Here is a 22,389-nt window from a genome sequence, read left to right on the forward strand (position 1 = left end):
GGGAGGATGGCCGTGCGCCACATCGCGAACAGGCTCGCAACCGCGACCGCGCTGGCGGCGCTGCCCGCCGCATTGAACGCGCAGGCGCTGCCCGCACCCGTTGCGCCGGCCGAGGCGCCCGCGGCGGACGTTGCAGGTGCCGGCGGCAGCGACATCGTCGTCACCGCGCGCCGCCGCGAGGAGCGGCTGCAGGACGTGCCGATCGCCGTCACCGCGGTCAGCGCCGCCGCGCTCGACAGCCGCGGGCTCGACAGCGTGACGCAGGTCTCGCAGATCGCGCCCAACCTCCAGTTCACACCGGGTCAGGGCGGCAATTCGGGCGGCGTCTCCGCCTTCATCCGCGGCGTCGGCGAAAACGACTTCATCATCACCTCCGACCCCGCGGTCGCGCTCTATATCGACGGCGTCTATGTCGCGCGCAGCTTCGGCGCGACGACCGAGCTTCTCGGCGTCGACCGGATCGAGGTGCTGCGCGGGCCGCAGGGCTCGCTGTTCGGCAAGAACACGATCGGCGGCGCGATCAGCGTCACCTCCTCCATCCCCGGCCAGACGGCGCGCATGCAGGCGGACCTGCGCTATGGCAGCTACAACACCGTCCGCGCCCGCGCGCTGGTCGAAACGCCGCTCAGCGAAACCTTGTCCTTCGGCCTGACCGCCCTCGGCGAATTCGGCGAGGGGTGGCAGAAGGTGCCGTCCGGCAAGAATCTCGGAAATCGCAACGTGCTCGCCGGGCGTGCCACGCTGCATTACGACAATGAGGGCTTCGATGCGGTGCTGGCGGTGGACGGCCTGCGCCGCCGCCAGAACAGCGCCGCGCACAGCCTGATCGCGTTCGAGCCGAGCTTCTTCTCCGGCCTGCAATCCACCTTCCTTGGGCCCTGCTGCACCGCGAACACGCGCATCGACCGGACGGATACGACCGCCTCGCTCAACCGCGACGACACCGATGCCTTCAACGCCACGCTGACGCTGTCGGCCGATCTCGGCGGCGTCACGCTGAAATCGATCAGCGGCTATCGCTATGTCGATGCCGCCTTCGGCCGCGACGGCGACGCCTCGTCGCGCGTCAATTATGCCGGCGACTTCCATGACGAGGGCGCGCGCCAGCTCAGCCAGGAACTCCAGCTCTCGACCGATCTGGGGGATCGCGGCCAGATCCTCGTCGGCGCCTATGCCTTTCGGGAGCGGACGCGCGACGACACGCGGCTGGTGGTGGCGGACGGGCTCTACCCCGCGCTGATCGCGGCGGGCTTCGATCCTGCGCTCGCCACCGCACTCGATTTCAACATCGACTTCCGCAATCGCCAGACGACGACCAACTACGCGCTGTTCGGCAACGCCACCTATGACCTGACCGACGCGCTGACCGTCGAACTCGGCGGCCGCTATACCTATGAGAAGAAGCGCTTCGCCCAGGCCGCGCAGCGCATCTACAGCAACCAGCCCTTGCTGTTCGGCCTGCCCAGCTACACGCTGAAGGAAGACTGGAACGCCTTCACGCCGCGTGCCTCGCTCAGCTACAAGTTCGCGCCCGCCATCCTCGGCTATGCCTCCTGGTCGCGCGGCTTCCGCTCGGGCGGGTTCAACGGCCGCCCGACCGCGGTGGAGGAAATCGGCAGCTACGATCCCGAGAAGTTGACCGCCTACGAGCTTGGCCTCAAGACCGCTTTCGGCCGCATCGCGACGATCAACCTCGCCGTCTTCCGCAACGATTATACCGACCAGCAGCTGCTCATCTCGACGGTCAGCCCGACGACCGGCCTGCTGGTGGTGCGCAACGAAAATGCCGGCAAGTCGCGCATCCAGGGTGTCGAGCTGGAGGGCAATGTCCGCGTCACCCCCGCGTTCAGCCTCGTCGGCTCGCTCGGCTATCTCGACGCCAAATATCTGCGCTACACCAGCGTCATCAACGGCGTGCCGACCGACGTGTCCGGCCGCGTGCCCAAGCAGGCGCCGGACCTGACCGGCAGCCTCAGCGGCGTGATCCAGACGCCGCTCAGCGAACGGGTGAACGGCACCTTCCGCGTCGATGCCGCCTATCGCAGCGAGGTGTTCGTCGATGTCGAGAATTCGCCCTTCCTGCGCGCGCCGGACAATGTGATCCTGAACGCCAGCGCGGAGTTCGCGCTGCCGGCCAACGGCCTGTCGCTGCGTTTCGCGGTGGACAATCTGACCGACAAGCAGGTGCTTGCCGCCGGCTATGATGCGCGCAGCAGCTTCGGCTTCGTCGAGGGCTTCTATACGCAGCCCCGGCGTTATTCGGTGACGCTGGCGATCCGGCGATGAGGCGGCTGCGCTTCGCCGCCCACCTCGGCGTCCGCGCGCCGGACCGGCCGCTGTTCATGGCCTCGGCGGGCTTGTCCGCGGCGGAGCAGATCGCCTGGATCGCCGCGCACGGCTTTGCCGGCGTGTTCGACAACTTCCTCTGCCTCAGGAGCGAGGCCGAGCAGGCAGCGTTCGGCCGATTGGCGACCGATCACGGTCTGGAGATTGGCAGCTTCGCGCTCGATCCCGCCGGCTGGGCGACGCCCTTGTGGAGCCGCGACGATGCCGAGGCGCGCGCCGCGCAGGACGCGGTTGTCGCACGCGCCGTCGCGGCGGCGCGGCGCGCGGGCAGCCGCACCGCCACCTGCGTCACCGGCTTCGATCCCGCCCGCCCGCGCGCCGAACAGCGCGCCGCCATGGCCGCGAACCTCGCGCGCGTCGGCGATGCGGCGGCGGCGGGCGGCCTGACGCTCTGCGTCGAGCCGGTGGCGGAGGCGTTCATCCCCGGCCTGCTGGTGACGCGCGTGCGCGAGGCGGAGGAGATCGTCGCCGCCGCCGATCACCCGGCGGTGCGCCTCGCCTTCGATGTCGGCCATATCGCGATCGCCGGAGACGATCCCGCGGGCCCGCTGCCCGAGGCGCCCGGCCTCGTCCAGATCGCCGACGCGCCCGGCCGGATCGATCCGGGGGCGGGAAGTGTCGACTGGCATGGCGTGTTCACGATGATCGAGCGGACCGGCTTCGCCGGGCTGATCGAGGTGGAGCTGGAAGCGATGAGGCCCGGCGTTGAGGGTGAGGCCGCCCTGCTCGCGCGGCTCGCGGCACTGGACAGGATGATGGGAGAGGCTTGATGCGGTTCGAGGGCAAGAGCGCGATCGTGACGGGGGCGGCCTCCGGCATCGGCCGTGCGGTCGCTGTGCGGCTGGCACGCGAGGGCGCGCGCGTCGTCATCGGCGATCGCAACGCCGAGGGTCTGGCGGAGACCGCCGCGATGATCGGCGAGGCCGCGCAGGCGCAGCCCTTCGACGTCGCCGATCCCGCCGCCTGCGCGCAGATCGTCGCCGCCACCGTCGAGCGGCACGGCCGGCTCGACGTGCTGTGCAACATCGCCGGCGTGCTCGACATGGCGCCGGTGGCCGACTTCACCGTCGAGCGGTGGCAGCGCATGATCGGCGTCAATCTCGGCGGCGTCTTCTTCATGAGCCAGGCGGCGCTGCCGCATCTGGTCGAAACGCGCGGCTGCATCGTCAACATGGCGTCGGCTGCGGGGCTCGTCGGCGTGCCCTACAATGCCGGTTATGTCGCCTCGAAGCATGGCGTGGTCGGGCTGACCAAGGCGATGGCGCTGGAATTTTGCAACACCGGCGTCCGGATCAACGCCGTCTGCCCGGGCGGCGTCAACACGCCGCTGATCGCCGCACCGTCCGCGCCGGGGGTCGACTGGGCGCAGGTGATGCGCTCCGCCGGCTGGCTGAACGAGGGCGCCAAAGCGGAGCCCGAGGACATCGCCGACACGGTCGCCTTCCTCGCCTCCAAAGAGGCGCGGATGATCACCGGCATCGCCATGCCGGTGGATGGCGGGCAGACCGCGGGCTGATTAAAAACCCGTTCGCCCTGAGCCTGTCGAAGGGCCGTTCTTCTTCGCCATCGGCAAGAAAGAACAGTGCTTCGACAAGCTCAGCACGAACGGCAACGGCCGCCTCTTACGGCGCCATATACTGGCCGCCATTCACGTCGAGCGATGCGCCGTTCACGACCTTGGAATAGTCGGAGACCATGAACAGCACCGCTTTGGCGCAATCCTCCTCCGGGGGGATGATGCCGAGCGGGATGCGGCTGGCAATCTCGCCGATCACCTCGTCCCGGTCGCGGCCGGCGGCGACTTCGCGGTCGATGTGGCCCCACACCGGCGCACCGCCGATCCAGCCCATGCGCGTCACGTTGACGCGGATGCCGTGGCGGCCGAAATCCTTCGCCATGTGGCGGGTGAGCGCGTTCATGCCGCCCTTGCCGGCGGAATAGGCGCCCTCGCCCGGAAACGGGTTTACCGTCGACATGGTGGAGACGTTGACGATCGCGCCCTTCGTTTCCTTCAGGCTGGAGAGGCACGCCTGCGCCATGCGCAGCGCACCCGCGCAGTTGATGTTGAACACGGAGGCGAACTCTTCCGGATCGGCCTCGTCCGTCGTCTTCCAGTCGCCATGCGCATAGGCCGAGTTGACGAGGCCATCGATGCGGCCGAACGCCTGCCGCGTCGCATCGGCAAGCGCGCGGCACTGGTCCATGTTGCCGATGTCGGTGGAGAGCGCGACGGCCTGGCCGCCCGCCGCCTCGATCTCGCTTTTCACCTGATCGAGGAACGCCTGGTTGCGCGCGCCGAGGCCGACCTTGGCACCTTCCGCCGCGGCGATCTTGGCGAGCGACTGACCCATGCCCGGGCCGACACCCGAAATCACGATCACCTTGTCCTTCAGCAGCATGCGCTAATCCTCTTCCTTCATTATGGTCGTCAGGTGGTCAGGCGAAATTGGCCTGGCCGCCGTCCAGCGGCACGATCGCGCCGGTGAGATAGGCGAAGTCCGGCCCGCACATCGCCGCCACCGCGCGCCCGATATCGGCCTCGCACGTGCCGATCCGGCGGAGCGGGATCGTCTGGAAAAAGGCTTCCGCCTCCGCCGGTCGCGCGGCGATCCATGCCTTGAGGCCGGGGGAGTCGGCATGGGGCGCGATTGCCAGCACGCGGATGCCGTCCGGCCCCCATTCCGCCGCGGCCGCGCGCGTCAGCGATTCGATGCCGCGCTTCACCGCGCCGTAATGGCCATAGCCCGCCATGTCCCAGCGCCTTGTGGCCGAGCTCGACAGGTTGACGATCACGCCGTCGCCCGCCGCCTTCAGATGCGGGTGGCAGGCGCGCATCAGCCGCACCGTGGCGAGCGGGCCGGAGACGAAGCCCGCCTCGAACGCCTCGTCGCTGACCGACAGGATGGGGCCGAGCGGCACTTCCTGCGCATTGTTGACGAGGATGGCGATGCCGCCCAGCGCCGCCGCCGTATCCGCCGCCAGCTTGTCCAGCGAAGCGGCATCCTTGACGTCGCAGGCGAAGGCGCGCGCGGTGCCGCCCGCCTCGGTGATCTCGGCGGCGACCGCCTCCACCTTGGACAGCGTGCGGCCGGCGACCGCCACCGTCGCGCCGCGCTCCGCCAGCGCCAGCGCGATGCCGCGGCCGACGCCCTGCCCTGCGCCTGTGACGAGCGCGACCTTGCCCGCGAGCATCGCGGCGGCGCTCACGCCAGCCCCGGCGCGCAATTGGGCAGCGCCGGCTCGTAATGGCCCGCCGTCCAGCCGCCATCCACGGCGATCTCGGCGCCGGAGATGTAGCTCGCCTCGTCGCTCGCGACGAACAGGGTCGCGCGGGCGATCTCCTCCGGCTCGCCGATCCGCTGCAGCGGCACGCGGCGGAAGCTGCGCGCATTCACCGTCTCGGCCGCCTCGTTGCCGGGATTGCCCATCTCCGTATTCACGCCGCCCGGATGGATCGAGACGACACGGATGCCGAACGGGCCGAACTCGAAGGCGTAGGACTTTGTGATGCCGCGCACCGCCCACTTGCTGGCGGTATAGGCGGTCAGGCCGTTGCAGCCGCGCAGGCCGTCGACCGACGAGATGTTGACGATCACGCCCTTGCCGTTCGCCTTGAGCGCCGGAACGGCATGCTTCACGCCCATCATCGTGCCGATGACGTTGATGCCCAGCACCCGCTCGGCATCCGCCTTGCTCATCTGGTCGGCCGCGCCGAAATGGACGACGGCGGCGTTGTTGACGAGGATGTCGAGCTTGCCGAACTTTTCCGTCGCGGCGGCGACGATCGCCTGCCAATCCTCTTCGGAGCGCACGTCCAGCTTCATGAACAAGGCGGCGTCGCCGATCTCGGCGGCGACGGCGCGGCCCTTGTCTTCCAGAATGTCGCCCAGCACCACCTTGGCGCCTTCCGCGGCGAACAACCGGGCGGTGGCGGCACCCATGCCCTGCGCCCCGCCGCTGATGATCGCGACCTTGCCTGCCAGTCTCGCCATACGCCCCTCCTTCGAACCGGATCTTCCCGGTGCCTACGCAAGCTTCGCTGCGGTTGGCGGGTGTTTCAGGCAATGCGTTGCGGATTTCAAGCTTGGTTCTGCAACCTGCTGGATTTAGCGTGCCCCCGACGCGGCCACACGATGCCGCATTCCGGGGAGAGGAAGACGCGATGAGCGAGATGGCACCGCTGGACATGCTGCTGGCGATCGAGGGCGTGAAGCGCGCCAAGGCCGAATATTTCCGTTGCGTCGACGGCCAGCATTGGAACGATCTGCGTGCGGTGTTCACGCCGAACCCGGTGGTCGACATGCGGGAGTCGGTTCAGCCGCACAATCCGTCGCTGCTGCATCATGATGCGGCCGAGTTCGTCGGCGGCGTGGCCTATGTGCTGGAAGGCGTCACCACCGCCCATTTCGGCTACATGCCGCGCATCGACATCCTGTCGCCGACGGAAGCGCAGGCGGTGTGGTCGATGGAGGATTGGCTGTGGATTCCGGAAGGCCATGCCATCCTGCCGCCGGGGCGAATGCACGGCTGGGGCCATTATGAGGACCGCTACGTCAAGCAGGGGGATCGCTGGCTGATCTCCGCCTCGCGGCTGACCCGCATCAAGCTGGAGCATCGCTGAGGCCGGGAAATGGATCCGGCCGCGGGCACGCCGCGACCGGACCAGGTTGAGGGATGGTCCCGGACTGGCGCCACAAGCCCCGGATAACCATCGCGGAAAGATGTAGGCGGACGGCGGAGCGCACGTCGCGCCCGGCGTGCAGAAGCGGATCAGAAGATGATACTCGAGCCAGCAGCAGGTGATCCTCTTGATGCGGAGGGGGCGGCGGTGCTGGCGGCGTTGCGCCGTGCGCTGCGCAGCGCCGGCTGGACGCAGGCCCGTCTCGCCACCGAGCTGGAGGTCGGCACCGCCACCGTCAAACGCTGGCTGCACGGCCGGGGCCTCGGCTTCGCCACGCTCGGCCGGCTGTGCGCGCTGGCGCAGACCAGCCTGGCCGAGCTGACCGACGCGGCGCGCCTCGCTCCCGACGCCGCCGACCACCTGACGCTGGCGCAGGAGGAGGCGCTGACCCGCGATTCCAACCTGTCGACGGTGTTCTTCCTCATCCTCAACGGCTGGCCGATCGAGGAGGCGACCGCCGGCTTCCACATCGCGCCCGAGACGGTGGACCGCCATGTCGAGCGGCTCGAGCGGCTAGCGCTGGTCGACCGGCTGCCCGGCGGGCGCGTGCGCGCGCGGCTGCGCCCCGAACATGCCTGGCAGCGCGCACCGATGCGCCGCCATTTCGAGCGGCACATGAAGCCCTTGTTCACCGCCGTCGATTTCGGCGATCCGGAGACGATCTTCGGCGCGGCGACGGTGAAGCTGTCCCCGCTCGGCGTCGCGCGGCTGCGCGAGCGGATCGAGGCGTTCCGCCGCGACATCCAGGCGATCGAAAGCGAGGATCGCCGCAGCGCCACGCTGCCGGCGGAGTGGCATGCCGTGCTGGCAGTGGCGCGTTCGATGGTGCCGCTGATCCGCCCTTGAGGCGAACATGGACTTTTCTTGATCAGATTCCAGCTTTCGCCAACTCTACTCTTGACGCGAGGCCCTGTTTTCCTGTTCCCTAGTGGTCCGGATGCGCAACATGCGTAGCGGAAATGGCATTGTGGGAACGCAGGCCCGAAAAGACGAGGGGGGATGATCGATGCAGCGAGGCTGCGGAACCTGACAATTCGATACCGTGGGCGGCAGACCGGAACAGCGGCTGTTCGCCCCCGATGCACGGCGCCACACACCACGCTCGCCACATCCTGACCGGGATGCGGCGGACGGCACCCGATCGCCCGAAGACATCGACAAGCATCGATCCAGGAGAGGAACTTAATGCGCATCTCGCTCTACGCGCTCGCGCTCGCCGGCGTTTCCAGCTTCGGCTCCGCCGCCATCGCCCAGGTGGCCGGCCAGGGGCCGGTCACCGTCGCTCCGCCCACTGCCGCCGAGGCCGCCCCGCCCGCGCAGCCCGACGGCCAGGTCGGCCTTGCCGACATCGTCGTCACCGCGCAGCGCCGCGAGGAAAGCCTGCAGAAGGTGCCGGTGGCGGTCACCGCGATCAGCAGCGAGCAGCTCGACCAGTTGCGCGTGACCAACGTCAAGAACCTCGCCGGCATCGCCCCCAGCCTCCAGATTCAGACGCAGGGCCTGCAATCCAATCCGTCCATCGCCATTCGCGGCGTCGCCTCGGGCGTGTCGAACAATGCGGTCGATCCCAAGGTCGGCATCTATCTCGACGGCGTCTATATCGGCCGCACCGTCGGCTCGATCTTCGACCTGGCGGATATCGCGCGCGTCGAGGTGCTGCGCGGCCCGCAGGGCACTTTGTTCGGCCGCAACGCGACCGCAGGCGCGATCAGCCTCGTCTCGGCGACGCCGAAAGGCGAATGGGGCCTGCGCGCCACCGGCTCCTACGGCAATTACAACCAGCTGCGCGGCAAGGCGGTGCTGGATCTGCCCGCCTTCGGCCCCTTCTCCGTCAAGATCGCCTATCTCCATGACGAGATCGAGGGCGATTACCGGAACCTGATCGGCGGCCGGTCGATCAATCTCGGGCTGCGCATCCCCGCCTTCGGCACGCAGACCTTCTCCAAGAAGCTCGGCGGCCGGAACATCGATGGCGGCCAGCTGGCGATCCGCGGCGATTTCGGCAATCTCACCGCCGATTACCGCTTCGACTATACCGACGCGCGCAGCACCGGCCGCGGCATGCAGAGCTTCGGCGTGATCCCCGACCAGTCGGGCCAGATCCTCGGGCCGATCGTCGCGCTGCAGCCGGCGTTCGGCGGCATCACCAACATCTCGGCCACGCGCCTCCCCGCCATCGCCTCCGCGTCGAGCGAGGAGCATGTGGTGACGCAGGGCCACAGCCTGACGCTGTCGGTCAACGCGACCGACAATTTCACGGTCAAGAGCATCACCGCCTTCCGCAAGTTCAAGCAGGATCCGAACATCTTCGATCTCGCGGCGACAGGTGGCCTGCGGCTGAGCGCGGCGCAGTTCGGCGCGCTGATCACGCCGCCACCAGGGCCGGACGCGACACCGGCGCAAATCGCCGCTTACCAGGCGGGGCTCGCCACGCTCGGGACACGCCCGGGCGCGAACGACACCTTCTTCTCGCTGCTCACCGCACGCCGCACCCGGCAGGAACAGTTCAGCCAGGAAGTGCAGTTCCAGCTGGACGGCGAAAGCTTCGAGCTGACCGCCGGCGTCTTCTATTTCCACGAGAATTCGCCTGCCGACGACATCCTCGGCATCCTCGAACCGTCGATCAACGGCACCATCGTGCCCCTGCCGTTCGACAATGCGTTCGGCAGCGGCGTCACCAGCACGCGCTCGATCAACGATTCGATCGCGGGCTATGGCCAGCTGACCTTCCACCTGACCGACACGCTTGACATCACCGGCGGCCTGCGCGGCACGATCGACGATCGCGAGCTGATCATCAGCGCCATTTCCGGAGGCCAGGGCGCGGTGCTGGGCACGGGCGACTACAAGGTCAGCTATCAGAAGATCAACTATACCGGCATCGTCACGTGGCGGCCGACCACGCAGTCGACCGTCTATGGCAAGATCTCGTCCGGCTATGTCGCGGGCGGCATTTTGAGCGGTATCCCCTACAAGCCCGAGACGCTCGTTTCCTACGAACTGGGCGCCAAGACGCAGCTGTTCGACAATCGCGTCCGCCTGAACGCGGCCGTCTTCTACAGCGACTACAAGGATCTGCAGACGCAGAACTTCATCAACGGTCGGCAGGCGTTCGACAATGCCGGCAAGGCCAAGATCAAGGGCTTCGAGGTGGAGACCGAGATCGCGCCGGTGCGCGGCCTCGTGATCAGCGGCAGCGTCGGCTATTCCGATCTCGATTACGACACCTTCGTCCTCGCCGGTCGCGAAGTGGCCGACGTGGCGCGCACCACCTACAATTCGGTGTGGACCGGCCGCGCCGCCGTCCAGTACGACTCGCCCGACATCGGCAATGTCGGCCACCTCCAGGGCCGGCTGGAAGGCCGCTATCGCAGCCGTTACTTCCTCACCTCCACGCCGCTCCTGAACCTTGCGGGCCAGGAAGTGCTCGAGGAGTTCAACCGTCGCCCGGGCTACTGGCTGGTGGACGGGCGCCTCGGCCTTGTCGACATTCCGGTCGGCGGCGCGCGCGCCTCGCTGTCGGTGTTCGGCCAGAACATCTTCAACGAACGCTATGTCTCCTTCGGTGCGCCCGTCCTGTCGCTGGTCGGCACCTATGAGCGTGGCCGCACCTACGGCGTCGAGCTCGGCTTCGCCTTCTGACGGAGCGTTGCCGGGGCGGGCGCGGCTTGCCCCGGCGACAATTCGGAGTTACGTTCCGAAACGTGACGGCACCGGCGCGACGGCTGCGCGGGCCAGGTCAGGAGAGCGAGCATGGACAACGACATCGCATCGAAGGTGAGCGAGGCCGACTTCGCTTATTATAACGGCTCAGGGCCCGGCTTCACGACCGAGAGCTCGACGCTGATCAGCTCGTCGCCCTATCTCAACCATGCGGAACTCCGCACGCTGATCGCGCAGGAGATGCTGCGCCGGAACGGCGCCGACCTGCCCAACACCGCCTTCATCCCCAACGTCGTCAAGATCCTGATGGAGCTGGAGGACTGGCCGCGCATCTTCCAGCTGTTCGAGGAAGAAAAAGCGCGCCTGCCGCTCTTCAAGAACTGGCTGGACGGCCGCAAGATCTCGCTCTTCACGCTCGACGAGCTGAAGGACCCCAAGCCCGGCACGCTCCGCGCCGTCATCCATGATTTCGTCGTCAACAGCGGCTACAACATGGACCATTTCTACCAGGGAATGGAGATCAAGACCGACTTCGACTTCTACATGAAGGAGCGGACGCACACGCACGACATCGAGCACATGATCACCGGGTTCGAGACGAACCACGCCGGTGAGGTCGCTCTGCTCGCTGCCAATGCCCGTGCGCTCTACGCTTACTTCAAGCCCGAGCTCGCCGCCTTCTTCAACCGCGTGTCGGCCTATCTCAAGGCCAAGACGACGATGAAGAGCGGCCTGTTCTACCCCGAGGCCTACAAGGTCGAGCTGGACGCCGAGGATATCGGCGCCGCGCAGGGCCGTGCGTGGAAGCACCCGCTCTTCCTCATCCCCTTCCGCGACTATCTCGACCATCAGGTCAGCGACATTCGCGAGGAATTCGGCATCACCAACCCGCCGCCCGCCGGCGAGTGGACCTGGACCACCGCCGTCAGCGAGGACCCACGCCCCGCCAACGACGATCACGGCCAGACCGCTCAGGCCGCGGAGTAAGAACGCGCCGCCTCTGCGTGGAGGCGGATCGCGGCAGAACAGCCCCTCCCTTGCAAGGGGGAGGGGCTTTCGCCTGTCTGGAGGGACCGTATCGATGGACGGCAAGATCGCGCTCGTCACCGGCGCCAACAAGAGCATCGGCTTCGAGACGGTGCGCGGCCTCGCCGCCGCAGGCATGACCGTCTATCTCGGCAGCCGCGACATGGCCGCGGGTGAAACCGCCGCCGCAGAGCTCGCCGCGACGGGCGACGTCCGCCCCATCCACATCGACCTGCTCGACGAGGCGACGCTCGCCGCGGCGGTCGACCGGATCGCGGGAGAGCATGGCTGGCTCGACATACTGGTCAACAATGCCGGCATCGCCCCCGGCGGCGGCGGCGCGCTCGCCAGCCCGCGTGCCGAAACCGACATCGCCATGCAGACCAACGTCCATGGCCCCGCGCAGCTGATCCGCCTCGCCGTGCCGCTGCTGGAAAAGTCGGCCTCACCCCGCGTCGTCAACGTCACCAGCGGCGCCGGCACCGTCGGTGCGATGACCGATCCCGAAAGCCCGCTCGCCCAGGCGCCCTACCTGCCTTACGCTTATTGCCTGTCCAAGGCGGCGGCGAACGCCATGACCGTGCTCTTCGCCAACGACCTGCACGGCCGCGGCATCCGCGTGAACGCCGTCTGCCCCGGCCTCGTCAAGAGCGCGCTCAGCCACTTCATGGGCACGCGCGGGCCTGCGGAGGGCGCAGTCGTCGTCCTCCGCTACGCCACGATGGGTGAGGCGTGCCCAACCGGCGGCTTCTTCGACGAGGACGGCCCCAAGGCCTGGTGACCGCGCGCGCCGCTGCGCGTCAGCCGACCCGCAGCACGATCTTGCCGCGGACATGGCCGTCGGCGACGCGGCGCTGCGCCTCCGCCGCCTCCGTCAGCGCCATCTCGCTGATCTCGGGCGCGCGGATCCGCCCCGCCACCATCGCTTCCACCAGAGCGGCCAGCTGCCGCGGCTGATTGGCGAAGGTCGACACGGTCGGACGGACATGCACGCCCCTTGTTGCCGCTTCTGGCCCGCCATGCGCCGGCTCGTCGGCGATCAGCGTGCCGATGGGCGCGATCACGCCGCCGGGCCGCACCAGATCCACCGCCTCAAGGAAGGTGCCCTGCCCCACCGTGTCGACGACGAGATCGACGCCCTCCGGCGCCCACGCACGCAGTTCCTCCGCCACCCGGCCGCGGCGATAATCCACCGCCAGCTCCGCGCCGAGCGCACGGACATAATCGAGGCTCGCCGGCCCGCAGGTCGCTGCCACGCGCGCGCCCATCATACGCGCGATCTGGATGGCGAAGCTGCCCGTGCCGCCCGACCCGCCATGGACGACGACGCGCGCGCCCGGCCGCACCTCGCCCTGCTCCACCACCGCTTCCCACGCGGTCATGCCCGCGGTGGGCATCGAGGCCGCTTCGGCAAAGCCGATCTGCGGCGGCAGGCGCACCACCCGCTCGCGATCGGAAGCGACATATTCGGCATAGCTGCCCCGCTCGCCGCGGCCCTGGTTGCTGGCGGTGACCACGCGGTCGCCGACGCGCAGATCGTCCACGCCCTCGCCCACCTCGGCGATAGTGCCCGCAGCGTCGAAGCCGACGACGAACGGGAAACGATAGTCGAAATAGCGCGCGAGCCAGCCCTCGCGCGCCTTCCAGTCGGCCGGGTTCACCCCCGCATAAGCGACCTTGACCACCACCTGCCCCGGCAGTGCGGACGGCCGCTCGATCTCGCCCTCGTGCAGCACCTCGGGCCCGCCGAAGCCGTCGATCACCATCGCCCGCATCGTCGCCACGCCAACCTCCCCTATTGCCCGGCGGAGAAAGGACGGGGCGTCGGCGCATTGTCAAGCTTGAGACACCGCATTCCGAGCCACTCTCGCCACTCTGAATAGAGGATGCGCATCACGGGCCGGTTCGTCCCTCCGCAAATCTGGACAGCGCCCGTCTCTTCCGGCAGGCGGCCAGAACCAGAGGCAGAGGAGGGCAACAGGATGGACAAGGCATTTCCCGCAGGCGCCGCGATCGTGTTCGGCGGCAGCGGCGGCATCGGCAAGGGCGTCGCGGCCGAGTTCGCCAAGGCGGGCAGCAACGTCGCCATCTGCTACCGCTCCAAGCAGGACGTGGCCGAAGCCGCCGCCGAGGCGGTGCGCGCGCACGGCGTCCAGGCGAGCATCCACCAGGCCGACGTGCGGACCCGCGCTGCGGTGGAGGCCGCCTTCGCCGATGCCGTCGCCGCGCATGGCCGCGTCCACACCGTCGTCTGGGGGGCGGGGCCGATCGTCGCGCAGGTGCCGATCGCCGACTGGAGCGACGAGCAGTTCCGCCAGTCGATGGAGATCGAGGTGTTCGGCTTCTTCCACGCGGTGAAGGCCGCGCTGCCGCACTTCCGCAGCAGCGGCGGCGGTTCGTTCGTCCATCTGGGCTCGGCGGGCCACGATTGGTGGCCGCATCTCGACGGCCTGTCGGTCGCGCCCAAGGCCAGCAACGAGGCGCTGATCAAGGGCATCGCCAAGGAGGAAGGCGTGCACGAGATCCGCGCCAATTCCATCCTCGTCGGCGTGATCGACGCAGGCCAGTTCAAGGTCGGCCAGGCGGAGGGCTATTTCGACGAGGCGTGGGAGAGCGCGGTGAAGGCGATGCTGCCGATCAAGCGCTGGGGCAAGGCGGAGGATATCGGCCGCACCGCGGTGTTCCTCGCCTCCGATGCGGGCAATTACATCACCGGCCAGACCATCTCGGTCGCCGGCGGCTTCGGCGTCTGAGACGAAGACGGCGCGGACAGCCCCCTGGCTGCCCGCGCCGTCCCCTGCACCGCCCGGCGCCCCTCCCGCGACCGGGAGGAGCGCCGGCGTGCCCCCTGTTATTCGGCGGCTTCCATCACCCGCGCCTCGGCCGGCGCTTCAGTCGGGTTGATGTAGGTGCCCGGGCGGTTGCCGGTATATTGGCCGTCGGCATAGGTCTTCACGCCGTTGACCAGGGTCAGCCGCATCGGTGCTGCCTGGCGGGTGAAGCGCCACGTCGTGCCGCCGTCGCCATCCGGCACGTCGAACGCCTTTTCCATGTCGCGGTAGCGGATCTCGTTCAGATCGAACACGACGAGGTCCGCGCGGCGCCCGGCCTTCACTTCGCCGGTGTCGTGCAGGCCGAAGAAGTTGGCCAGCTTGCCCGTCTTGACGTGGATCGCCTGCTCCAGCGTCAGCAGCCCGTCCTTCACATATTTGGTGAAGAGCAGGATGTTCTCGCCGCCGCCGCACAGCATCTGCAGGTGCGCGCCCGCATCCGAGATGTTGCCGACCGATTTCGGATCGAGCATCAGCTTGATCGTCAGCTCCTCATCCTTGGGGAAGGGCGCCATGTGGACGGTGGACTTGGTGCCGTTCTCGAGGATCCACTGTGCCATCGCGTCGGAGCGGTGCAGCCCGCGGCTGTCGGCGAACTCCTTCAGCGTGCCGCCGACGGGGCCGGCGCCATTCTCGCTGTCCAGCAGGAACAGGTCCTGCGGGTTGTTCATCGGCGAATGCGGCCACGCCTTGGTGTCCCAGCTCTCGCGGGCCCGCGCGCGCCACTCCGGATCGGCGAGCAGGCGTGCCTTCTCCTCGTGCGATTCCGCCAGCACCACCTCGTGCCAGACATAATCGTTCGACTGGGCGAAGATCAGCGACTTGATCAGGCTGAGCGTGCTCGTCGGCGAGACGTGGGCATAGCCCGGCCAGATGTCCGCGCCTTCCGCCCGCAGGCGGCCGAGCGTTTCCTGGAGCTTGGGCAGGATGTCCTTCTGGAATTCCAGCGTCGGTACCGCGCCGGCAATCTGCATGCGGATGCCGCGGCCCTTGGTCAGGCGGCCGAGCCGTTCGAGGCTCTCGGGGCCGGTCTTCCGCATGAACGTGTCGATGATGCACTGATAGGTCGTGCCGGGGTAGCGCTGCATCACCGAGAACAGGGCCTCGAACTCGGCATCGTCCGCCAGCAGGGTCGGGATGGCGCGATCGTCGCCGTCATGGTCGTGCAGATTGTCGGACATGCCGAGCGCACCCGCCGCCAGCGCATCCTCCAGCAGCTCGGCCATCTTCGCCACTTCGTCCGGGGTCGCGGCGCGTTCCCACGCCTCGGTGCCCATGGCGGCGAGACGAAGCGCGATGTGGCCGACGAAGGCGGCGTAGTTGGTCGGAATCTGGACGTTCTTCGCCATCGAGGCCTTGTATTCGGACCACTTCTCCCAGTCCCACGGCACATGCTGGAGGAAGGGCTTCAGGGGAATGTCCTCGAAGAAGGAGAAGATCTTGATCATCTCCAGCTGCGCGGCCTTTTCCTTGGAGAGCGGCGCGGCGGTGAAGCCGCAATTGCCGAGGATCACCGTCGTGGCACCATTGCCGGGCAGCGGATCGAGATCGGGCTGCCACCACATGGTCGCGTCATAATGGGTGTGGCTTTCGATGAAGCCGGGCGTGACGTAGCAGCCCTTGGCGTCGAACACCTCCTCACCCGCACGCGGGGTGAGGCCGGGCGCCACCTCGGCGATGCGGCCGTCCACCACGCGCACGTCGGCGTCGAAGGCCTTGGCGCCGGTGCCGTCCACCACGGTGCCACCGCGGATCAGCATGTCGCTCATGATCGTCTCTCCTTGCAGTCTGTGCGTCACTCGGCCGCGATGGCGACCGGTGCGGATTCGTTGGCGGGCTCAAGGAAGGCGCCCGGCTTCGCACCGGTGTAGGCGCCGTCGCGGAAGATCGCCTCGCCGTTCACCAGCGTCAGCTTCATCGGCGCGGCCTGCCGCGTATAGCGCCAGGTAATCCCGCCCTTGCCGTCGGTGACGTCGTACACCTTTTCCATGTCGTGCTGCTGCACTTCGGCAAAGTCGAACACGACCACGTCGGCGCGCTTGCCCTCGGCGATGCGGCCGATGTCGGTCAGGTGGAAGTGGTCGGCCAGCTTGCCCGTCATCTGGTGCACCGCTTCCTCAAGGCTGATCGCCTGCTGGTCGCGGACATATTTGGTGAGGTAGATCAGGTTCTCGCCGCCGCCGCACAGCATCTGCAGATGCGCGCCCGCATCGGTGATGTTGCCGACGGTCTTGGGATCGCGGATCATCTCCAGCACCACCTCGTCGTCCATGTCGAACGGCGCCATGCGCACGGTGGACAGCACGCCGTTCGCCAGCAGCCAGTCGGCCATCGCGTCCGAGCGGTGCAGCCCGCGCTCCTCGGCATAATCGTGCAGCGTGCCGAACGGCCCCGTGCCGTTGTCCGAGCCGAGCTTGGTCAGCAGCAGCATCTTGGGGTTGTTCATCGGCGACTGCGGATAGCATTGCGTGTCCCAGCTCTCGCGGGCACGCGCCCGCCACTCCGGATCGCGCAGCAGCTTTTCCTTGGCCTCGGCGCCGTCCGCCAGCACCACTTCGTGCCAGACATAATCGTTCGACTGGGCGAAGATCAGCGACTTGTAGAGGCTGAGCTGGCCGGTCAGCGGCACGTGGGCATAGCCCGGCCACACGTCGATGCCGTCCTTGCGCATCTGCTCCACCCGGTCGCGCATCGGCTGGAGCAGATACTTCTGATAGGCGACCGTCGGGATCGCGCCGGTCAGCTGCACGCGGATGCCCCGGCCCTTCAGCAGGGTGGCCATGCGGTCGGTCTGCGCCGGGCCCGTGTCGCGCATCAGCGCCACGTCGATGATGCACTGGAAGGTGGTCGACGGATAACGCTCCAGCACGTCGAACAGCGCCGAAAATTCCGCATCGTCCGCCACCAAGGTCGGGATTGGCCGGTTCTCGCCGTCATGGTCGAGCAGGTTGGTGGACAGGCCGAGCGCGCCGTTCGCCAGCGCATCCTCCAGCATCACCGCCATCTTGGCGCGCTCCTCCGCAGTGGCGGGGCGCTTCCACGCATCGAGGCCCATCGCCGCCATGCGGATCGCGATGTGGCCGACGAACGCCGCATTGTTCAGCGGCAGGCGCACCTTCTCCTTCACCGACTTCTTATATTCGGACCAGCTGCGCCAATCCCACGGCACATGCTTCAGGAAAGGCTCGAGCGGGATATCCTCGAAGAAGGAGAAGATCTTCACCATCTCCAGCTGCGCATCCTTGTCGTCGGACATGGGCGCCGCGGTGAAGCCGCAATTGCCGGTGATCACCGTCGTCGCGCCGACGCCGGGCAGCGGATCGAGATCCGGCTGCCACCACATCGTCGCATCGTAATGCGTGTGGCCTTCGATGAAGCCCGGCGCGACGGTGCAGCCGGTCGCATCGAACACCTCCTCGCCGTCGCGCGGCTGGAGCCCCTGCCCCACCTCGGCGATGCGATCGCCCGAAATGCGCACGTCCGCCGCAAAGCCCTTCGCGCCGGTTCCGTCGACCACCGTACCGCCCCGGATCAGCATATCCGCCATGTCCCGCTCCTTGTCCGCCATCTTCTGGTCTGATGGGGAAAGGCTATGCGCATGGTTCCGCAGCGGCAATCGCAGCCGTCGCGGCGGGATCACCCGCTGGCGGAGGTTCGGCTCGCCTGCTGATCCCTCGCGGCGTCACAGGTCAGCCACGCCTCGCGCAGTTCGTAGCCGGTGACGAGGTCGTTCCAGCCGACCTTGGGATCGCGCTCGAGCCGGAGACCGGGGATCGCCAGCAGGCGCATCAGGAAGATATCCGTCTCCTGGATCGCCAGGAACGATCCCGGGCAGCGATGATGCCCGTCGCCGAAGCTCATCACCGGTGCGCCCGCGCGGTGCGCCGGGCAGCGATCGGGATTGAGCGTCAGCGGCGCCTCCCCGCTCACCGCCGGATCGGCATTCACTGCGCGCAGATCCACCGCCACCAGCGCGCCCTTGGGGATCGCCGCCCCCCCGCTTGCATCGTCGCCCAGGGCTACCTCGGCCGTGGTGCGGCGGAACAGGGTGCCGACCACCGGCTCCAGCCGCAATATCTCCTCCAGCAGCGCATGGCGCGCAGGCTCGTCCGCGGCGAGGTAGCGCGCGCGCACCGCGTCATTCTCCAGCAGGTGCCAGGCGCAGACGGTGATGAACTCGCGCGTCGTCACCATGCCGGCCGCGGCATAGGTGATGCACTCGGTCAGGATCTCGCTGCCCTTGTATCCGCCTGCCAGCAGGTGCGAGATGACGTCTTCTCGGGGTGCCTTGCGCCGCGCCGCGATGGCGGGCCGCACGTCCAGCCAGTAAAAGCGCAGGAGCCGCGCCTGCGCGACAAGCGCACTCCACGTCCGCCGCAGCCGCCCGCCCGTGTCGTCCAGCCCGCCGGCGAAGAAGGCGTTGATGCGGCGATCGAGCCCCGGCACCCGGCTGTCGGTCAGCCCCACCACCTGCGCGGCAACGCCCACCGCCATCTCCATCCCCATGGCGCTCAGCTCCCCCCGCCCCGCCGCGGTGAAGCGGCCGAGCACGCCGTCCGCCAGGCCCGCCATCAGCCCGCGATAGCGCGTGTCGACAGCGCGCGGCGTGAAGAAGGGCGCGGTCAGGCGGCGCTGCTCGTGGTGCAGCTTGCCTTCCAGGAACAGGATCGGCGTCTTGCCCTTTTCCGGCAGCCGCTCGACCAGCTCCGCCTTGAAGCCGGCCTGCCGCGTCTGATCGCCGCGCAGCAGCTGGCGCGCCGCGGCGAAGCTGCGGACGTGCCACACGCCGTCGGCATCCTGCTCCACCGGGCAGGTTTCGGGCAAGCGGCCGAAGGCGGTGCGGCGCGCGTCGATCTGGCTGGCCATCGGCATCTCCGTCATAACGGAACCGGTTTATCGAATTTCGGGCAGCCCCGCAAATCGAATGGCCGCATCGCGCAGCACCGCATCCAGCGGCGCGCGCCAGTCGCTCGCCGCTTCCTCGTCGGCATAATCGGCGGCGGCCGCGCGCAGATGCGGCAGCTCGTCCTCGTCGAACGCGTCAAGCGAGGCGCCCAGCTCGCGCGCCTGCCCGGTGCCGCGCGCCGCCAGCGCGGCGAAATGGCCCGATGCCACCGCCGCGCCCAGCACGATCTTGGCCATCGCGCGGTAAAGCGACATCGCCTGCGGCCCCGGCACCCCGCGCGCCGCCATCGCGCCGAGGAAGCCGTCGACGAACTCCAGCTCGACGGCGATGCCCCAGCGCGCCTCGAGGAAGCCGACCACCAGGGCCGGCTCCTGCCCGAGCGAGCTGAACAGCGCCGCGGCATAATCGCGCACCAGCGCCGCCCAGTCCTGGCCCGTATCCGCGGGTGCGGCGCGCGCCGCCTGCCGCCCGGCCGCCAGCCGGATCAGCGCGTCGCGGCTCTCGACATAGCGGTAGAGCGTAGCGATCCCGACGCCGAGGCGCGCCGCCAGCTCCTTCATGCTGATCTCCGCCAGCCCCATGGCGATGGCGGTGTCGAGCAGCCGCTCGAGCGTCAGCCGCCGGGGACGGCCGACGCCCCGGGCGGGCGATGCTGCGACGGGATCATGATCGGCCATCCCCGCTCCGTGGCCGCTCGGGGCCACGCGATCAAGCGGGGAGCGGCATCACACGTCCTTGAACTGCGCCACGATCTCCGCAATCGCCGGGCGGATGTCGCCCCGGCGATAGCCGAGCAGCTTCGTCTCCTCGGCATCGGGCTCGTAATAGAGCTTGTTGCCGCGGCCGAACGGCATCGCGCTGTCGGGCAGCATCGGATGCTCCTGATCGACGACGGCCGGCTTCTCGCGGCCGACCTCCTCGAAGAAGGCGCCGAAATAATCCTGCCACGTCAGATTCTCGTCACCGACGAGATAGGAGCCGCCCGGCGCCCCCCGCTCCAGCGCACCCTCCACCGCTTCGGCCAGCGACTGGGTGGAGATGAAGTTGACGCCGCCCGGCGGCACGAATTCGGGCATCGGCGCATATTTGCCCTGCGCATAATGGGTGTAGGCGATGAACATCGGCAGCGGCAGGCCGGGCACGGTGCCGACGACGAACGGCGCATTGACGCTGCACGCGACGAAGCTCTCGTCCGCCAGCGCGGCCACGCCCTCGTCCGATTCCTTGCGCGAGCGAATATAGGCATTGCCTTCGACGAGATGCGGTGCCGCCTGCGGGTAGTAGCTGCCGACATTCACCGCGCGCTTGATCCCCGCCGCCTTCGCCTTGGCGAAGAAGGCCGGGATGCCGAGCGAATTGACGCGGTGCCAATAGCCGTCATCCTCGCCCTGCGGGATGTGGCGAATGTCGTTGCCCGCGGCGAAGACGAGCGCGTCGAAGCCGTCGAACACGGATGCATCGGCATCCATGTAATCCACCCGCTTGAACGGCAAATTGCCCAGCGGCGTATCGGGCAGCGGCGGATTGCGCCCCGCAATCGTCACGTCATGGCCCTTGGATTGCAGGTGCAGCGCGGTGCGCCCGCCGATCATGCCGGCGCCGCCGACGATCAGGATCTTCATGCTCTTCCCCTCCGCTTGTTTGTCAGAAACCGAGGCCATTGCCCTTGATGATCGGCATGTTGGTCCACACGCCCCGCTCGTCGCGATACCAGCCCGATGCCGCCAGCGCGCCGCCGTCGATGTTCAGCGCGGTGCCGGTGATCCATGCCGCCCTGTCGCTGGCGAGGAACAGGATGCCGTCCGCCATGTCCTGCGGCCGGCCGAAGCGGCCGAGCGGGATCCACGTCTGCATGTGCTTGGCATTCTCCTCCGACACCATCGCCATGACGGGCACCTGCGGCGTGTCGGTCGTCTCCGGCGCGATCAGGTTCACGCGGATGCCGTCCGCCGCCAGCTCCAGCGCGAGGCTCTTGGTGAAGCCGAGCAGGCCCGCCTTGCACGCCGAATAGACCGCGCAATTGGGAATGCCGCGAAAACCCTCGATCGACGAGACGGAGACGATGCTGCTGCCGGCACCCCGCCTCTTCAGGAGCGGCAGCATGGCGGAGGTGACGCTGAACACCTGGCCGAGGTTGGTCGCGTAGAGGCGGGCAATCTCGTCCGCATTCTGCCGCGCGAACGGCTTGGCGAGGTTCAGGAAGTCACCGACATTGTTGACCAGCACGTCGAGGCCGCCATGCTTCGCCTCGATCGCCGCCGCGGCCTTGGCGACCACGCCGGCATCGGTCACGTCGCCGACGATCACCAGCGCATCCTCGCCCAGTGCCGCCTGCGCGTCCGCCGCGCGACCCTCGTCAATCTCGATGATCGCCAGCTTCGCGCCGGCCTCCGCGAACGCCTCCGCCGTCGCGCGGCCGATGCCCGCGCCGCCGCCCGTCACCAGCACCGCCTTGCCCGTGAAGTCGAACATGCACCCTGCTCCTTGATTTTGCCGGAGGGTTAGATTTGGCACTTACCAATGGCAACAAGGCACCTTACGGAACCCTGGTATCCTTTGGAGACCATGACATGGCCGATTATCGCGCACTCACCCTCGAGGTGATGGATCTGGTCGGCGACAAGTGGACCCTGCTCGTCGTCTATGTGCTGGGCGAAGGGCCGCTGCGCTTCTCCGATCTGCGCCGCCGCACCGCGCCGATCAGCCAGAAGATGCTGACGCAGACGCTCCGCCAGCTGGAGCGGCACGGCATGGTCACGCGCACCGTGCTGCCAACCGCGCCGCCGCAGGTCGAATATGCGCTGGCCGATCTCGGCCGCAGCTTCCTCGCCGCCGCCAGCGTGGTGTGCGCCTGGACGCGCGACAATATCGACGCGCTGGAGGCAGCGCGCACCCGCTCCGATGCGGCGGCCGGCGAGAAGGGCTGACCGCCGCAC

Annotated in this window: 20 protein-coding genes; 10 read left to right on the forward strand and 10 right to left on the reverse strand. The window is 68.3% G+C overall.

Going from position 1 to position 22,389, the window contains the following annotated elements:
• The first annotated feature begins 6 nt into the window (after positions 1–6).
• Genes BM360_RS08635 through BM360_RS08645 form a run of 3 tightly spaced genes read left to right on the forward strand, consistent with a single transcriptional unit; the run spans position 7 to position 3,862 of the window.
• Complete coding sequence (locus tag BM360_RS08635) at positions 7–2,286, forward strand: TonB-dependent receptor (protein WP_093313350.1); 2,280 nt, start codon at positions 7–9, stop codon at positions 2,284–2,286.
• Positions 2,283–3,116, forward strand: a complete 834-nt coding sequence (locus tag BM360_RS08640) for a sugar phosphate isomerase/epimerase family protein (RefSeq protein ID WP_093313352.1) — start codon at positions 2,283–2,285, stop codon at positions 3,114–3,116. Before BM360_RS08635 ends, BM360_RS08640 begins: the two co-directional genes overlap by 4 nt.
• Positions 3,116–3,862, forward strand: a complete 747-nt coding sequence (locus tag BM360_RS08645) for an SDR family NAD(P)-dependent oxidoreductase (protein ID WP_093313354.1) — start codon at positions 3,116–3,118, stop codon at positions 3,860–3,862. Before BM360_RS08640 ends, BM360_RS08645 begins: the two co-directional genes overlap by 1 nt.
• A gap of 106 nt (positions 3,863–3,968) precedes the next feature.
• Here BM360_RS08645 and BM360_RS08650 read toward each other — a convergent pair whose 3' ends face one another.
• The 3 genes from BM360_RS08650 to BM360_RS08660 are packed head-to-tail and all read right to left on the reverse strand — an operon-like array spanning position 3,969 to position 6,338.
• Positions 3,969–4,745, reverse strand: a complete 777-nt coding sequence (locus BM360_RS08650) for an SDR family oxidoreductase (protein ID WP_093313356.1) — start codon at positions 4,743–4,745, stop codon at positions 3,969–3,971.
• Positions 4,746–4,782: 37 nt separating this feature from the next.
• Positions 4,783–5,553, reverse strand: coding sequence for an SDR family NAD(P)-dependent oxidoreductase (locus BM360_RS08655; protein WP_341350584.1), 771 nt, complete (start codon positions 5,551–5,553; stop codon positions 4,783–4,785).
• Positions 5,550–6,338, reverse strand: a complete 789-nt coding sequence (locus BM360_RS08660; RefSeq protein WP_093313358.1) for an SDR family NAD(P)-dependent oxidoreductase — start codon at positions 6,336–6,338, stop codon at positions 5,550–5,552. Before BM360_RS08660 ends, BM360_RS08655 begins: the two co-directional genes overlap by 4 nt.
• A gap of 170 nt (positions 6,339–6,508) precedes the next feature.
• Between BM360_RS08660 and BM360_RS08665 the strand changes: the two genes are divergently transcribed.
• The 5 genes from BM360_RS08665 (at position 6,509) to BM360_RS08685 (ending at position 12,497) form a co-directional block, all read left to right on the forward strand.
• Positions 6,509–6,967: a nuclear transport factor 2 family protein gene (locus tag BM360_RS08665; protein WP_242653375.1), complete on the forward strand. Its 459-nt coding sequence runs from the start codon at positions 6,509–6,511 to the stop codon at positions 6,965–6,967.
• A 156-nt stretch (positions 6,968–7,123) separates the two neighbouring features.
• Positions 7,124–7,873, forward strand: coding sequence for a helix-turn-helix domain-containing protein (locus tag BM360_RS08670; RefSeq protein ID WP_093313360.1), 750 nt, complete (start codon positions 7,124–7,126; stop codon positions 7,871–7,873).
• A 339-nt stretch (positions 7,874–8,212) separates the two neighbouring features.
• Complete coding sequence (locus BM360_RS08675; RefSeq protein ID WP_093313362.1) at positions 8,213–10,669, forward strand: TonB-dependent receptor; 2,457 nt, start codon at positions 8,213–8,215, stop codon at positions 10,667–10,669.
• A gap of 111 nt (positions 10,670–10,780) precedes the next feature.
• Positions 10,781–11,677, forward strand: a complete 897-nt coding sequence (locus BM360_RS08680; protein WP_093313372.1) for a Coq4 family protein — start codon at positions 10,781–10,783, stop codon at positions 11,675–11,677.
• A 94-nt stretch (positions 11,678–11,771) separates the two neighbouring features.
• Entirely contained in the window at positions 11,772–12,497 is a 726-nt protein-coding gene (locus tag BM360_RS08685) for an SDR family NAD(P)-dependent oxidoreductase (RefSeq protein ID WP_093313374.1), read from the forward strand.
• A gap of 19 nt (positions 12,498–12,516) precedes the next feature.
• Here BM360_RS08685 and BM360_RS08690 read toward each other — a convergent pair whose 3' ends face one another.
• Entirely contained in the window at positions 12,517–13,491 is a 975-nt protein-coding gene (locus BM360_RS08690; protein WP_242653415.1) for an NADP-dependent oxidoreductase, read from the reverse strand.
• 207 nt (positions 13,492–13,698) lie between these two features.
• On the opposite strand from BM360_RS08690, the gene BM360_RS08695 reads away from it, so the two are divergent.
• Positions 13,699–14,469, forward strand: coding sequence for an SDR family NAD(P)-dependent oxidoreductase (locus tag BM360_RS08695; protein ID WP_093313376.1), 771 nt, complete (start codon positions 13,699–13,701; stop codon positions 14,467–14,469).
• Positions 14,470–14,567: 98 nt separating this feature from the next.
• On the opposite strand, the gene BM360_RS08700 is transcribed toward BM360_RS08695, so the two are convergent.
• The 6 genes from BM360_RS08700 to BM360_RS08725 all read right to left on the reverse strand — a co-directional run bounded on the left by BM360_RS08700 (position 14,568) and on the right by BM360_RS08725 (position 21,925).
• A complete protein-coding gene (locus tag BM360_RS08700; RefSeq protein WP_093313942.1) occupies positions 14,568–16,316 on the reverse strand; it encodes an N-acyl-D-amino-acid deacylase family protein in 1,749 nt (582 codons plus the stop codon).
• Positions 16,317–16,342: 26 nt separating this feature from the next.
• A complete protein-coding gene (locus BM360_RS08705; protein WP_093313944.1) occupies positions 16,343–18,094 on the reverse strand; it encodes an N-acyl-D-amino-acid deacylase family protein in 1,752 nt (583 codons plus the stop codon).
• Between the two features lie 89 nt (positions 18,095–18,183).
• Complete coding sequence (locus BM360_RS08710) at positions 18,184–19,413, reverse strand: cytochrome P450 (RefSeq protein WP_242653376.1); 1,230 nt, start codon at positions 19,411–19,413, stop codon at positions 18,184–18,186.
• Between the two features lie 27 nt (positions 19,414–19,440).
• Positions 19,441–20,130 (reverse strand): TetR/AcrR family transcriptional regulator, encoded by a 690-nt coding sequence (locus BM360_RS08715; RefSeq protein WP_093313378.1) that lies wholly within the window; start codon positions 20,128–20,130, stop codon positions 19,441–19,443.
• A 48-nt stretch (positions 20,131–20,178) separates the two neighbouring features.
• On the reverse strand, positions 20,179–21,075 hold the full coding sequence (locus tag BM360_RS08720; protein WP_093313380.1) for an NAD-dependent epimerase/dehydratase family protein: 897 nt from the start codon (positions 21,073–21,075) through the stop codon (positions 20,179–20,181).
• Between the two features lie 22 nt (positions 21,076–21,097).
• Positions 21,098–21,925, reverse strand: a complete 828-nt coding sequence (locus BM360_RS08725) for an SDR family NAD(P)-dependent oxidoreductase (protein WP_093313382.1) — start codon at positions 21,923–21,925, stop codon at positions 21,098–21,100.
• A 98-nt stretch (positions 21,926–22,023) separates the two neighbouring features.
• On the opposite strand from BM360_RS08725, the gene BM360_RS08730 reads away from it, so the two are divergent.
• A complete protein-coding gene (locus tag BM360_RS08730; RefSeq protein WP_093313384.1) occupies positions 22,024–22,380 on the forward strand; it encodes a winged helix-turn-helix transcriptional regulator in 357 nt (118 codons plus the stop codon).
• Positions 22,381–22,389 lie beyond the last annotated feature (9 nt).

It is taken from the genome of Sphingomonas jatrophae (assembly GCF_900113315.1).
GTDB classification, from domain to species: domain Bacteria; phylum Pseudomonadota; class Alphaproteobacteria; order Sphingomonadales; family Sphingomonadaceae; genus Sphingomonas_P; species Sphingomonas_P jatrophae.